The 12,588-nt window shown below is 73.3% G+C and carries 10 protein-coding genes and 2 pseudogenes; 7 read left to right on the top strand and 5 right to left on the bottom strand.

Annotated features, from left to right (window positions below):
* Positions 1-64 precede the first annotated feature (64 nt).
* On the top strand, positions 65-631 hold the full coding sequence (locus tag ACGFMP_RS30335) for a winged helix-turn-helix transcriptional regulator (protein WP_393676335.1): 567 nt from the start codon (positions 65-67) through the stop codon (positions 629-631).
* A gap of 23 nt (positions 632-654) precedes the next feature.
* Positions 655-1,689, top strand: coding sequence for an NUDIX domain-containing protein (locus ACGFMP_RS30330; RefSeq protein WP_393676333.1), 1,035 nt, complete (start codon positions 655-657; stop codon positions 1,687-1,689).
* Between the two features lie 69 nt (positions 1,690-1,758).
* Here the strand turns inward: ACGFMP_RS30330 and ACGFMP_RS30325 are convergent, their stop codons facing one another.
* Positions 1,759-3,132 (bottom strand): dipeptidase, encoded by a 1,374-nt coding sequence (locus tag ACGFMP_RS30325; RefSeq protein ID WP_393676332.1) that lies wholly within the window; start codon positions 3,130-3,132, stop codon positions 1,759-1,761.
* Positions 3,133-3,292: 160 nt separating this feature from the next.
* Between ACGFMP_RS30325 and ACGFMP_RS30320 the strand changes: the two genes are divergently transcribed.
* Positions 3,293-4,546, top strand: a complete 1,254-nt coding sequence (locus ACGFMP_RS30320; RefSeq protein WP_393676330.1) for a geranylgeranyl reductase family protein — start codon at positions 3,293-3,295, stop codon at positions 4,544-4,546.
* 55 nt (positions 4,547-4,601) lie between these two features.
* Here the strand turns inward: ACGFMP_RS30320 and ACGFMP_RS30315 are convergent, their stop codons facing one another.
* On the bottom strand, positions 4,602-5,081 hold the full coding sequence (locus ACGFMP_RS30315) for a nitroreductase family deazaflavin-dependent oxidoreductase (protein ID WP_393676402.1): 480 nt from the start codon (positions 5,079-5,081) through the stop codon (positions 4,602-4,604).
* Between the two features lie 211 nt (positions 5,082-5,292).
* On the opposite strand from ACGFMP_RS30315, the pseudogene ACGFMP_RS30310 reads away from it, so the two are divergent.
* The 3 genes and pseudogenes from ACGFMP_RS30310 to ACGFMP_RS30300 all read left to right on the top strand — a co-directional run.
* Positions 5,293-5,985, top strand: a pseudogene (locus ACGFMP_RS30310) (TetR/AcrR family transcriptional regulator); the annotation flags it as partial.
* Positions 5,986-6,187: 202 nt separating this feature from the next.
* Positions 6,188-7,384, top strand: a pseudogene (locus ACGFMP_RS30305) (sensor histidine kinase); the annotation flags it as partial.
* A 590-nt stretch (positions 7,385-7,974) separates the two neighbouring features.
* Positions 7,975-8,640 carry a response regulator gene (locus tag ACGFMP_RS30300; RefSeq protein WP_393676328.1) on the top strand — a complete coding sequence of 222 codons (666 nt, stop codon included), beginning with the start codon at positions 7,975-7,977 and terminating at the stop codon, positions 8,638-8,640.
* Positions 8,641-8,736: 96 nt separating this feature from the next.
* Here ACGFMP_RS30300 and ACGFMP_RS30295 read toward each other — a convergent pair whose 3' ends face one another.
* Positions 8,737-10,338 (bottom strand): MFS transporter, encoded by a 1,602-nt coding sequence (locus tag ACGFMP_RS30295; protein WP_393676327.1) that lies wholly within the window; start codon positions 10,336-10,338, stop codon positions 8,737-8,739.
* An 85-nt stretch (positions 10,339-10,423) separates the two neighbouring features.
* Here ACGFMP_RS30295 and ACGFMP_RS30290 point away from each other — a divergent pair, with 85 nt between their 5' ends.
* Positions 10,424-10,825, top strand: a complete 402-nt coding sequence (locus tag ACGFMP_RS30290) for a MarR family winged helix-turn-helix transcriptional regulator (RefSeq protein WP_393676325.1) — start codon at positions 10,424-10,426, stop codon at positions 10,823-10,825.
* Positions 10,826-10,858: 33 nt separating this feature from the next.
* On the opposite strand, the gene ACGFMP_RS30285 is transcribed toward ACGFMP_RS30290, so the two are convergent.
* Together ACGFMP_RS30285 and ACGFMP_RS30280 are read right to left on the bottom strand one after the other, a co-directional pair.
* On the bottom strand, positions 10,859-11,236 hold the full coding sequence (locus ACGFMP_RS30285) for an SCO4225 family membrane protein (RefSeq protein WP_393676324.1): 378 nt from the start codon (positions 11,234-11,236) through the stop codon (positions 10,859-10,861).
* Between the two features lie 98 nt (positions 11,237-11,334).
* On the bottom strand, positions 11,335-12,585 hold the full coding sequence (locus ACGFMP_RS30280; protein WP_393676322.1) for an MFS transporter: 1,251 nt from the start codon (positions 12,583-12,585) through the stop codon (positions 11,335-11,337).
* Positions 12,586-12,588: the final 3 nt, after the last annotated feature.

Below are 12,588 nucleotides of genomic sequence, written 5' to 3'. Positions count from 1 at the left end.
CTCACTGCGGACCTGAGCCTACCATCAAGGTCTGTTCACCGAACCTGGCGGTAGGCTGAGGCATATGGCACTCGGTACCGACTACGCGCAGCAGGACTGCTCGCTCGCCCGCGCCCTGGAGGTGGTCGGCGAGCGCTGGAGCCTGCTGATCGTGCGGGACGCCTTCTACGGCGTGCGCAGGTTCAACGACTTCCTGGTCCACCTGGACATCCCGCGGGCCGTGCTCACCGCACGGCTGACCGCGCTCACCGAGGCGGGAGTGCTGCGCAAGGAGGCCTACCAGCAGTCGCCGCCGCGCTACGACTACGTCCTCACCGACGCCGGACTCGACCTGTGGCCGCCGCTGCACGGACTGATGCGCTGGGGCTCGCTGCACGTCTCGGGGGACGAGCCGTCCAGGACCTTCCACCACGCCGAATGCGGTACCCGGCTGGACATGACCGGCGGCTGCCCGCAGTGCGGTGTGCCGCACGTGCCCCCCGCCGACATCGAGATGCGCTCCAGGACCGCCCCCGCCCGTACCGACCCGGTCGCCGCCGCACTCGCCGCCCCCTCCCGGCTGCTCCGGCCGGTACGCGGCGCCGCCGGGGCCGACGCGTTTGCCGGGGGCGATGATCCGGGCAATTCGTAGGGGTCTACGGAGAAGGGGGCACCGTGATCATCTGGGTGAACGGGGCGTTCGGCGCGGGCAAGTCGACCGCCGCCCGCGAGATGCTCGACCTCATACCGGAAAGCACCCTGTACGACCCCGACGCGCTCGGGAGCTGCCTGCGGCAACTGCTGCCGGAGAAGCGGCTCCAGGAGGTCACCGACTACCAGGAACTGCCCATCTGGCGGCGGCTCGTGATCGAGACCGGCGCCGCCCTGCTCGCCGAGGTGGGCGGGGTCCTCGTCGTCCCGATGACGCTGCTGCGGCAGGAGTACCGCGATGAGATCTTCGGCGGGCTGGCCTCCCGCGGGATCGAGATCCGCCATCTGCTGCTCGACCTCGGAGAAACGATCCTGCGAGGCAGGATCGCCGCGTGGACCGAATACTCCGACCACTCCCCGGTGGCCGACCCGGCACGCCACTGGGCGCTGGACCGCATCCCCGACTACCTCGACGCGCTGCCCTGGCTGGAACGCGACGCCCATGTGCTGCCCGCCGCCGGGCTGACACCGCGGGAGACGGCGCTGCGGCTGGCCGAGGCGGTCAGCCGGGGCGCGGGGTCCTGCGGCATCGTGCAGACCCCTGAGCCGCGGGCCGAGACGGTGGCGGCGGGGGTGCTGCTGTTCGACGACGCCGACAGGGTCCTGCTGGTCGACCCCACCTACAAACCCGGCTGGGAATTCCCCGGCGGAGTCGTCGAGCGCGGCGAGTCACCGGCGCGGGCCGGGCACCGCGAGGTCGCCGAGGAACTCGGCATCGAGCTGACCGGCGGGCTCGAACTCCTGGTGGTCGACTGGGAACCGCCGCAGCCCCCGGGCCACGGCGGGCTGCGACTGCTCTTCGACGGCGGCCGGGTGCCGAACGCCGTCATCGACCGGCTGCTGCTGCCCCCAGCCGAACTGCGCGACTGGCGCTTCGTCACCGAGGACGAGGCCGCAGACCTGCTGCCGCCGGTGCGGCTCGACCGGCTGCGCTGGGCGCTGCGAGCCCGCGAACAGGGCCGCCCCCTCAACCTGGAAGCCGGCCACCCCGCCGAATGACCCGCCCCGGTCCCGCCACCGCCGAGTGCGGGGCGGGACCACCACGAACAGGCCCCGGGCGCTCGGCTCTCAGCCCGCGGACCCCGGCGCCTTCGATGCCGCGTAGCGCTGCAGGAAGACCGCCTCCGCCAGCGCCAGCCGCTCCAACTCCTGGGGCGACACGCTCTCGTTGACCGCGTGGATCTGCGCCTCCGGCTCACTGAGCCCGATCAGCAGGATCTCCGCCTGCGGATAGAGCGTCGCCAGCGTGTTGCACAGCGGGATGGAGCCGCCCTGGCCGGCCACCGCGAGCTCCTGCCCGTACGCCTCCCGCATCGCCTCGGCCATCGCGGCATAGGCCGGGCTCGCGGTGTCCGCGTGGAAAGGCTGGCCGCTGCCGCGCTGGGTGACCTCGACCCGGGCACCCCAAGGCGCCGCCGCCCGCAGATGCGCGGTCAGGGCCTGGGAGGCCTGTTCCGCCGTCACGCCGGGCGGCACCCGTACGCTGACCAGCGCGCCCGCGGTCGCCTGCACCGAGGGAGTCGCACCGACGACCGGCGGGGCGTCGATTCCCAGCACGGTCACCGAGGGGCGGGCCCAGATGCGGTCGGCGACGCTGCCGGTGCCGACCAGTTCCACGCCGTCGAGCACCTTGGCGTCCTTGCGGAAGTCCTCGTCCTGGTAGTCGAGCCCGGCCCACGATCCGGAACCGTCGAGACCGTCGATGGTGGTCGCGCCCGAGGCGTCCCGCAGTGAGTCGAGCATCCGGATCAGCGCCGCGAGCGCGTCGGGCGCCGCGCCGCCGAACTGCCCGGAGTGCAGATTGCCCTCGAGCGTGGCGACCCGCACCTCGGTCAGCACCATGCCGCGCAGCGTCGAGGTCACCGTCGGCAGCCCGACCCGGAAATTCCCCGCGTCGCCGATCACGATCGCGTCGGCCGTGAGCAGTTCCGGATGCGCCTCGGCATACCGCTCGAGACCGCCTGTGCCCTGCTCCTCGGAACCCTCGACGATCACCTTGACGTTCACCGGCGCACCGCCGTGCTCGCGCAGCGCCCGCAGCGCCGTCAGGTGCATCAGAAGGCCGCCCTTGCAGTCCGCGGCGCCGCGGCCGTACCAGCGGCCGTCGCGCTCGGTCAGCTCGAACGGCGGTGACAGCCACGCCGACTCGTCCAGCGGCGGCTGCACGTCGTAATGCGCGTAGAGCAGCACTGTCGGCGCGCCCGCGGGGCCGGGCAGCAGGCCGTAGACCGACTGGGTACCGTCCGGCGTGTCGAGCAGCGCGACGTCCTGGAAGCCCTCGTCGCGCAGCGCCGCGGCCACCCAGGCCGCAGCCTTCTCGCTCTCGCTGCGCGGGAACTGCCGCTCGTCGGCCACCGATGTGTACGACACCAGCTCGGCCAGCTCGGTACGGGCACGGGGCATGAGTGAGGCGACGGTCTCGGACAGCGGAACGGACGGCATGGGCTGCTCCTCGCAGGAATCGGGGGACTGCTGTGGTGGTTGGTGCACACATCGGGTCGCTGCCGATGGTGCCACAGCGAGCCGACCCCGACGGGCGCAATAGGATGCGCTGAGCAGGGGCGACGACAGCCGGACGGGCCGAGCGGGAGCGGAAACAGACGTGAGCGGTGAGCAGGCGGCGCAGGACAGCGGTGCGGCGGGCGGCGAGACGCCGGTGGTCTGGGACGTCGTGGTGATCGGCGCGGGACCCGCGGGAGCGTCGGCCGCCCACGCGGCGGCTGTCACCGGCCGCCGGGTCCTGCTGCTGGAGAAGGCAGAACTCCCCAGGTACAAGACCTGCGGCGGCGGCATCATCGGCCCTTCACGGGACGCTCTGCCGCCCGGATTCGAACTGCCGTTGCGCGACCGGGTGCATGCGGTCACCTTCAGCCTGAACGGCCGGCTGTCCAGGACCAAGCGCTCCCGGCAGATGCTCTTCGGGTTGATCAACCGCCCCGAATTCGACGCGGCCCTCGTCGACGCGGCCCGTGAGGCCGGCGCCGAGGTACGCACCGGTGTGACGGTCTCCCGGGTCGAGCAGCACGGCCCCGGTGTGCCCGACCGGCGCACGGTGGCGGTGATAGTGAACTCAGGCGGGGGAGCCACCGGCAAGCGTGACGAGGAGATCGTCTACGCCCGGTCCGTGGTCGGCGCCGACGGCAGCGCCAGCCGGATAGGAGCCCACGTCGGGGTCAAGCTCGACCAGGTCGACCTCGGCCTGGAGGCGGAGATCCCCGTGCCCGAGGCGGTGGCCGAGGACTGGACCGGCCGGGTGCTCATCGACTGGGGCCCGCTGCCCGGCAGTTACGGCTGGGTCTTCCCCAAGGGCGACTCCCTCACCGTGGGCGTCATCTCCGCCCGCGGCGACGGCGGCGCCACCAAGCGCTACCTGGACGACTTCATCGCCCGCCTCGGCCTTGCCGGCTTCGAACCCAGCGTGTCCAGCGGGCACCTCACCCGCTGCCGCGCTGACGACTCGCCGCTGTCCCGAGGCCGGGTGCTGGTCTGCGGTGACGCGGCGGGACTCCTTGAACCCTGGACCCGCGAGGGCATCTCCTACGCGCTGCGCTCCGGCCGGCTCGCGGGGGAGTGGGCGGTGCGGATCGCCGAGTCGCACGACGCGGTGGACGCGCGCCGGCAGGCGCTCAACTACGCCTTCGCGGTCAAGGCGGGACTCGGCGTGGAGATGGGTGTCGGCCGCCGGATGCTCACCCTCTTCGAGCGCCGCCCCGGGCTGCTGCACGCGGTGCTGACCACCTTCCCGCCGGCCTGGCGGGCCTTCGCGGGCATCACCCGCGGCAAGCGCTCGCTCGCCGAACTCGTCCGCACCCACCCGATGGCCCGCCGGGCGCTGGACAGTGTGAACCGGGCCTGACGGCGGGCCGCGGCGGCGGCCGGGGGCGACGGGCACGGCCCGGTGTCCCCAGCCGTCACTCACCGCCGTCCTTGTGGGCGCCCCCGACCCCGCCGGCCTGCCGTATCCGGAAGACCGGGTGCTTGGGCGCTATGGCGCGCAGCTCCTCCTCGCTGGAATCCGGGCCGACACCGTCGAAGAAGACCCCGACCTCGGCCTTCCAGCGCTTGAGGTAGCCGCGCAATATCGGCGACTTGTCGTCGCCGGTGACCTCCGTCGCGGTGAACTCCTCGACCTTCTTCCCGAGGAGCAGGCGCCCGCCGCCGGCAGCCCGCATGTTGTGCGTCCACTGGACGTGGCCGCGCGGCGCCACCAGATAGCGCTCGCCGTCCAGCGAGAGCACGTTGACCGGCGTGGTCCGCCACTCGCCGCTCTTGCGGCCGCGGACGGCCAGCACCCGCGAACCCCAGACGCTGAAGCCGCGCCGGGTCAGGTAGGCGACGGCCCGGTTCATGACGTTGACGGTGAACCAGCCGGGCTTCCGCACATGCTGCATCTGCTGGGCGGGCTGAGCCTGCTGGACGGGCTGCACGGTCTGACCTGCCTGGATCTGCTGGGACATGACGACCTTTCCTGATTTGTGAGCGGTGCTCTCGCTTGAGAACAGTGTGACCGAACCCGGCATCCAAAAGCAAGAGCACCGCTCTCGAATTTTTCGGCGGCTCTCGTTCTTGGTCGTCGCTCTTGGAAATGGCACAATGGACGCCATGAGTGCCATCAGAGGAGCCAGGGAGCGGGCCAGGGCGGAGATCACCGCGGCCATCAAAGAGGAAGCGGGGCGGCAGCTGGCCGCCGAGGGGCCCGCCGGTCTGTCGCTGCGCGCGGTCGCCCGCGAGCTGGGCATGGCGTCCTCCGCCCTCTACCGCTACTTCCCCAGCCGGGACGACCTCCTCACCGCCCTCATCATCGACGCCTACGACGCCGTCGGCGCCGCCGCCGAACAGGCGCTGGCCGCGGCGGGCGAGGCCGCGGACCCGGTCGAGCGCTGGGTCGCGGTGTGCGGCGCGGTCCGCGACTGGGCGGTCGGCCGCCCCTACGAGTACGGCCTGATCTACGGCTCGCCGGTGCCGGGCTACTCGGCGCCCGACGCCACCGTGGGACCGGCCTCGCGCGTCCCCCTCGCCCTGGTCTCGGTGGTCCGCGACGCCCACACCGCCGGGCTGCTGGGCGAGCCCGCCGGCCGGCCGCTGGCAGGCCCCGTCCGCGCCGACGCGGGACGGCTCGCCGCCGAGCTGGCCCCCGAACTGCCGATCCGGGTGATCGCCGCGCTGGTCGCCGCATGGGCCCAGGTCTTCGGCATCGTCAGCTTCGAGGTCTTCGGCCAGTTCAACCGGGTCGTGGAGGCCCGTAGCGAGTTCTTCGAGCAGGCAGCCGTCTCGCTGGCCGCGCAGGTGGGGCTGCGCACGGACGGGGCGGGCAGGGGCAGAACGGGCACGGACGGATCGGGCAAGGACGGTTCGATACCCGTCGGCGCGGCGGCGGGCACACCGGGGGACAGCGGTTCCGGCGGCACGTCCGGTGGCGACGTACTCCCGGCGAAGTAGCCGCGGTGCCACCGTGCAGCGGACGCAGGTCCCGATGGCCGCGGTCTAGCGTGGAGGCATGACGTTCGAGGTGCAGCCGGGTCCGCGGCGGGGCGGGCGCTTCCCCGCCGGCCGGGGTCGCGGCCGCAGCCTCGCCCTGTGGGTGCCGGCGCTGGTGCTCGCCTTCGTCCAGGTGGTCGGCTCCAGTGTGGCCGGGCGGCACCAGACCGGGCGGGTCGACCTGGACTGGCTCGCTTACGCGCTGCTGCTCGCGGGCCCCGCGCTGCTCCTTCTGCGCCGCCGCAGGCCGGTCGAGGTGGCCGCGGGCACCGCGGCGGTGACGCTGCTCTACACCGTCCTCGGATATCCCTACGGCCCTGTCTTCGCCAGCCTGGTTGTGGCTTTCTTCAGCGCGGTGGCAGCCGGGCACCGCAGGGCCGTGCTCATCGTGGCCGGCTCCGTCTTCGCCGGCCACGCGCTGGTCGGGCAGTGGCTCTATCGCTGGCTGCCGCCGTCCGGCGACGGCCGCACGTCATGGACGGAGCTGTCGGGAGCCGCGGCCTGGCTGCTCGCGGTGCTGGCCGGCGCGGAGCTGTTCCGGGTGCGGCGCGAGCAGATCGCCAGGGAGCGGCGGGAACGGGCCGAGGCGGAGCGGCGCCGGGTGGACGAGGAGCGGATGCGGATCGCCAGGGAGCTGCACGATGTGCTGGCGCACAGCATCTCGTTGATCAATGTGCAGGCCGGAGTCGCCCTCGAGCTGATCGACGAACGGCCCGAGCAGGCACGCATCGCGCTGACCACGATCAAGGCGGCGAGCAAGGAGGCACTGGGGGAGGTGCGGCAGGTGCTGAGCACGCTGCGGGCGCCGGGTGAGGCACCCCGTGCCCCGGCCCCGGGCCTCGATCGGCTGCCCGAACTGCTGGATCAGGCCGGGGCCGCGGGGTTGCGTGCCACGGTGACCGTCGAGGGCCGGCGGGTGCCGCTGCCCCCGGGGACCGACCTCGCGGCCTTCCGTATCGTCCAGGAAGCGCTGACCAACGTCGTGCGGCACTCGGGTTCGCCCACCGCGCGGGTGCGCCTGGGCCTCCTGCCCGGCTGCGTCGAGGTGCAGGTCGACGACGACGGGCCAGCGGCGGCCGGCGGTGAGAGCGGCGGCGGAAACGGCCTGGTCGGCATGCGCGAGCGTGCTGCCGCGCTTGGCGGCACCGTCGCCGCCGGGCCGCGCCCCGACGGCGGCTTCCGCGTCCTGGCCCGGCTACCGCTCGGCGCCCCCGAGTCATCGGCTCCGCCGACCCGTAACCAACCCCCGCCCGCCATGGGCCGCCCCCCGGCCCCCTCCGCGGAACGGGCCTCCGCCCCGGAACGGCAGCCCTCCGCCGATACGCACGGCTCGCCGGACGCCCGGCCCGAAGTAAGCCCAGCCCCCTCCGAGCCGCCCGGCGACTCCGTCGAGTTGCCCGACGCCGACGCCGACCCAGGCCCCGACCCAGCCCCCTACCCCGACTCAGGCCCCGACGCCGACGCCGGCCCAGGCCCCGACCCAGCCCCCTACCCTGGCACAGGCCCCGACGCCGCCCCAGGCCCCGGTCACCGTCCCGGCCCAGGCCCGGGCGGCCCGTCCGACTCCGCCTCGGGCCCGCCGCCCGCGCGGCCGGACGGGAACACCGGCGTGACCGAAGCGGCCCCCTCCGATCCGCGGGCCGTATCGCCCGACCGCCCGGACGGTCCACCCGCCCCGGCCCCCGCCCCCGCCGGCCCGGCCACGAGCGCCGTGGGCCCCGGCGCACCGGACGGGATGCCCCCGGCGGGGCGGGGAGCCGACACCACGCTGCGGGCGCCCGGGATGTCCGCGGTCGGGGAGGGCCGATGATCCGTGTGGTGCTGGCCGACGATCAGGCCCTGGTCCGGGCGGGGTTCAGGGCGCTGCTCGACGCGCAGAGCGACATCGAGGTCGTCGGGGAGGCGTCCGACGGGCAGCAGGCGCTGCGTACGGTCCGGGATACGCGCCCTGACGCGGTGCTGATGGACATCCGCATGCCGGTGATGGACGGGCTCGACGCCACCCGCCGCATCACCGGGGACGCCGGGCTCGAAGAGGTGAAGGTGGTCGTCCTGACCACCTTCGAGCTGGACGAATACGTCTTCGAGGCGATCCGTGCGGGGGCCTCCGGCTTCCTGGTCAAGGACACGGAGCCGGCCGAGCTGCTGCGGGCGGTCCGCGCGGTCGTGGGCGGCGACGCGCTGCTCTCGCCCGGCGTCACCCGCCGGCTCATCGCGGAATTCGCCGCCCGGTCCAAGGAGCCCGCCGCGCTGAGCGCCCTCGACCGGCTCACCGACCGCGAGCGCGAGGTGATGGCACTGGTCGGCATCGGCCTGTCCAACGAGGAGATCGCCCGCCGCCTGGTGGTCAGCCCCCTCACCGCGAAGACGCACGTCAGCCGCGCCATGGTGAAGCTCGGCGCCCGCGACCGGGCCCAGCTGGTGGTCCTCGCCTACGAGTCGGGCCTCGTACGCCCCGGCTGGCTGGGCTGATCCCCTTCTGCGGTCCTGACCGAAGGCCCCGGCCCTGCACGGTGAACGTGCGAGGCCGGGGCCGTGGGGAAGGGGTGCCCGCGGGCACGGGGTGGCTCAGTCCCGCGCCGCGCCCGTGTCGGAGCCGGCGACCGGCGCCCCCGAAGGTGTGGAGACCGACCCCGCGGCGGACGCGGAGACCGGCGCCGCGGCGGCCGCGGACTCCGGCACCGAACCGCCCGCCGCGGCGGCCCGCCGCGCCTCGTCGTCGGCGGACGACGCGACGAGGATGCCGTACGAGGGCCGCCGGGTGCGCAGCCCGGACATGGTGATCAGCAGGCCCACGACGCCGATGCCGGTGACCGCCCACAGGGCCGGCCGGTAGCTGTCGAGCACCGCCTGCTTGCCGCCGCCGTGTCCGCCTGTGTTGGCGGTGACCACGGCGGTGACGACGGCCAGGAAGATCGCTCCGCCGACCTGGAAGGAGGTGTTGAGCAGGCCGGAGACCATGCCCTGCTCCTCGTTCTTGACCCCGTTGGTGGCCTGGATGTTCAGCGAGGGGAAGGCCAGGGCGAAGGCCGCGCCGAGCAGCAGCATGGAGGGGAGGATGACGGCGGCGTAGCTCGGGTGGAGGTCGATCCGCAGGAAGAGCGCGTAGCCGGCGACCAGGGAGGCGAAGCCGGCCGCGATCACCCGCAGGGTGCCGAAGCGGTCGACGATCGGCCCCATCCGGGTGGACAGGATGGCCACCAGCGAGCCGGCGGGCAGGAAGGCGAGCGCGGTCTGCATGGCGCTGTAGCCGAGCACGTTCTGGAGGTACTGCGTCACCAGGAACTGGAAGCCGATGTACGAGCCGAAGAAGGTGGCACCGCCGAGGTTGGCGCGGACCTGGTTGGACGAGCGGAGTACGGCCAGCCGGATCAGCGGGTGGGCGGAGCGGTGCTCGATCGCCACGAACGCCGCGAGCAGTGCCGCGACACCGGCGAAGGAGCCGAGAGTACGGGCCGAGCCCCATCCGACGCTCGACGCCGAGACCACGGTGAACACCAGCAGCAGCATCGAAGCGGTGCCGGTGATCGCGCCTGGGAGGTCGTAGCCGCGGCCCTTCGTGCTCTCCCTGGGGGTCCTGGGGATCAGCTTCAGTCCGGCGATCAGCGCGATCAGCGCGACGGGCGCAGGCAGCAGCATCGTCCAGCGCCAGCCCGCCTCGGTCAGGAAGCCGGACAGGACCAGGCCCATGGAGAACCCGGTGGCGCCGCAGCTGGAGTAGATGGTGAGCGCCCGGTTGCGTACCGGGCCCTCGGCGAAGGTGGTGGTGATGATCGACAGGCCGGCCGGCGCGGTGAAGGCGGCGCTCAGGCCCTTGATGAAGCGGGTGGCGATCAGCAGCGAGCCCGAGTCCACGAGGCCGCCGAGCAGTGAGGCGACGGCGAAGACGCCGAGCGCCACGAGGAAGACGCGGCGCCTGCCGAGCAGGTCGGCCGCCCTGCCGCCGAGCAGCAGCAGGCCGCCGTAGCCGAGGATGTAGCCGCTGACGACCCACTGGAGCGAGTTGGTGGACAGGTGGAGGTCGGACCCGATCGAGGGCAGCGCCACGCCGACCATCGAGACGTCGAGTGCGTCGAGGAAGAGCGCGCCGCAGAGCACGAAGAGCGTGCCCCACTGGAGGGCGCTCCAACGCGCTTCTGTGCGGGGGACGGTGGTGGACGGAGAGGTCATGGTCGGTAGATTACATGCATGCGCATCAGATGCAAGTGCATTTAATGTCCGTGCATCGGGGTCCGTTTCCTGCTACCCTGCGGACATGACCGTGGACAAGGGTGAGCGTGCGCTTGAGCGCGAGTGGCGGGAGATCCTCGCCATCCACGCGCGCACCGCGTGTGAACTCGACCGTGAGTTGCACCAGTACGGGCTCTGCGCGAGCGACTTCGAGGTTCTCGACGTCCTCGCGGGCGACCCGGAGGACGGCGGCTGCACCTTCCGCGTGCAGGAACTGGCCGACCGGGTGCACCTCAGCCAGAGCGCCCTGTCCCGACTGGTCGCCAGGCTGGAGAAGGACGGCCTCGTCGACCGCGGCATCTGCAGCGAGGACCGGCGGGGCGTCTACGTGGCGATCACCGAGGACGGCCGCAGGCGTTACGAGGAAGCCCGCCCCGGCCACCGTGCCGTACTGGAGCGGATGCTCGCCGGTCCCGCCGAGGTGTGACCTCCCGCGGCGCGGCCAAGTGACGGGCAGGCGTCAGATGTGCGGTGCCGCGCTGCCCGAGGCGGCGGCACGCCGCCGTGTGAAGCGGGCCGCGTAACCCAGCAGGACGGCGTTGACGACGGCCGAGACCAGTGCCGCGACCACCGCGAGCGTCCAGCCGGACCAGCCGAAGGCCGTCTCCTGGAGATCGAGCCCGCCGGCCGACGCCGCGAGCGACCACAGCAGCGGTGTCCACGGCAGTGTCACCACCAGCAGCAGGAAAGCGGTGGGCGAGGCGTGCCGGTGCGAGACCAGCGCGGTGTCCAGGAGCAGCAGTGCGGTGGCGACGCCGACCACGGCCAGATAGATCCTGGACAGCCGCTCCCGGTGTACGAGGCGGGTGGCGGCGGTCAGCCGCGCCGGTACGCGCATCGCTTCTCCTCGCTCAGGGCCTTCGGGGCCCGCCGAGGGCCGGAGCGGGGACGTCCTCCCCGTGCCCGGACTCAGCATTCCCGCGACGGTGGCGGGCATCAAGCCCTGCGGCCGGTGTTGCGCACTCCGTAAGCGATTACGGCCGCGAGCGCGGCCAGTGCCGACACCGTGGTCAGCGCGACCGGCAGCCCGACAGCGTCGGTCAGGAAGCCGATCGAGGGGGGCCCGAGCAGCATTCCCGCGTAGCCGAGCGTCGATGCGGCGGCCACTCCGCTGGGGCCGGTCAGCGCGCCTGCCCTGGCGATCGTGGTCGGGAAGAGGTTGGCCAGGCCGACGCCGGTGAGCGCGAAGCCCATGATCACCAGCGGCATCACGGGGGCGAGCGCGCCGAGCAGCATGCCGCAGGCCGCGGTGAGCCCGCCGAAAACCAGCACCCGGGTCTGGCCGAGCCTCTCCAGCAGCGCGGTACCCGACAGCCGGCCGAGCGTCATTGCCGCGGCCACCGCCGCGTACCCGGCCGCCGCGATCCCGGGGCCGCCGTGCAGGTCCTGCTGGATGTGCAGCGGGCCCCATTCGGCGAGCGCGCCCTCGCCGTACGCGGAACAGGCCGCGATCAGGCCGAAGAAGGCGACCAGCAGGCCGGTACGGGGTGCGCGGTCGGGCGCGGGGGCGGCCGCGGGCCCGCGAACCGGGGATGCCGCCTCGCCGGCTACGACGCCCTCCGGCGGTACCTCGATCGGGTGGGCCAGCAGGACGCGTCCCGCGAGGGCCACGGTGACCAGACCGACCGGGGTGAGCAGCATCAGGTGGGTGGCGGGGGACAGATGGGGTGCGAGCAGGCCGCCGATTCCGGCGCCGAGCAGGCCGCCGAGGCTGTAGGCGGCATGGAAGCCGGACATCACCGGGCGGCGCAGCGCCGCGACGAGTTCGACGGCGACGCTGTTCATGGCGACGTTCAGACCGCCGTACGATACGCCGAACACCAGCAGGACCAGGCCGAGCGCGAGTGCCGAGTGGGTTCTGGGGGGCAGGGCGATGCTCAGCGACAGCACGGCGCCGGTGGCCAGGGTGACGCGGTCGCTGCCGAAGCGGCGGCAGAGCCGCCCGGTGATCACCATGGTCGCCACGGCGCCCGCGGACACGCCGAGCAGGGCCAGGCCCAGCTGGCCGGCGGAGGCGCCCACCTGGGCCTTGATGGCGGGGATGCGCACCACCCAGCCGGCGAAGAGGAAGCCGTCGACGGCGAAGAAGACGGTGAGGGCGATGCGCAGGCGGCGCAGGACGGGGTCGGAGGCGGGAGTGTGGTGGGATCGGCCCAGGGCCGTCCCTATTTTGTTTAGCGTCGGCACAAA

It is taken from the genome of Streptomyces sp. NPDC049040 (genome assembly GCF_043197715.1).
In the GTDB taxonomy this organism is placed as follows: Bacteria; Actinomycetota; Actinomycetes; order Streptomycetales; family Streptomycetaceae; genus Actinacidiphila.
The sequence above is the reverse complement of the archived record's forward strand: the minus strand, read 5'-3'. Positions and strand labels throughout refer to the sequence as shown.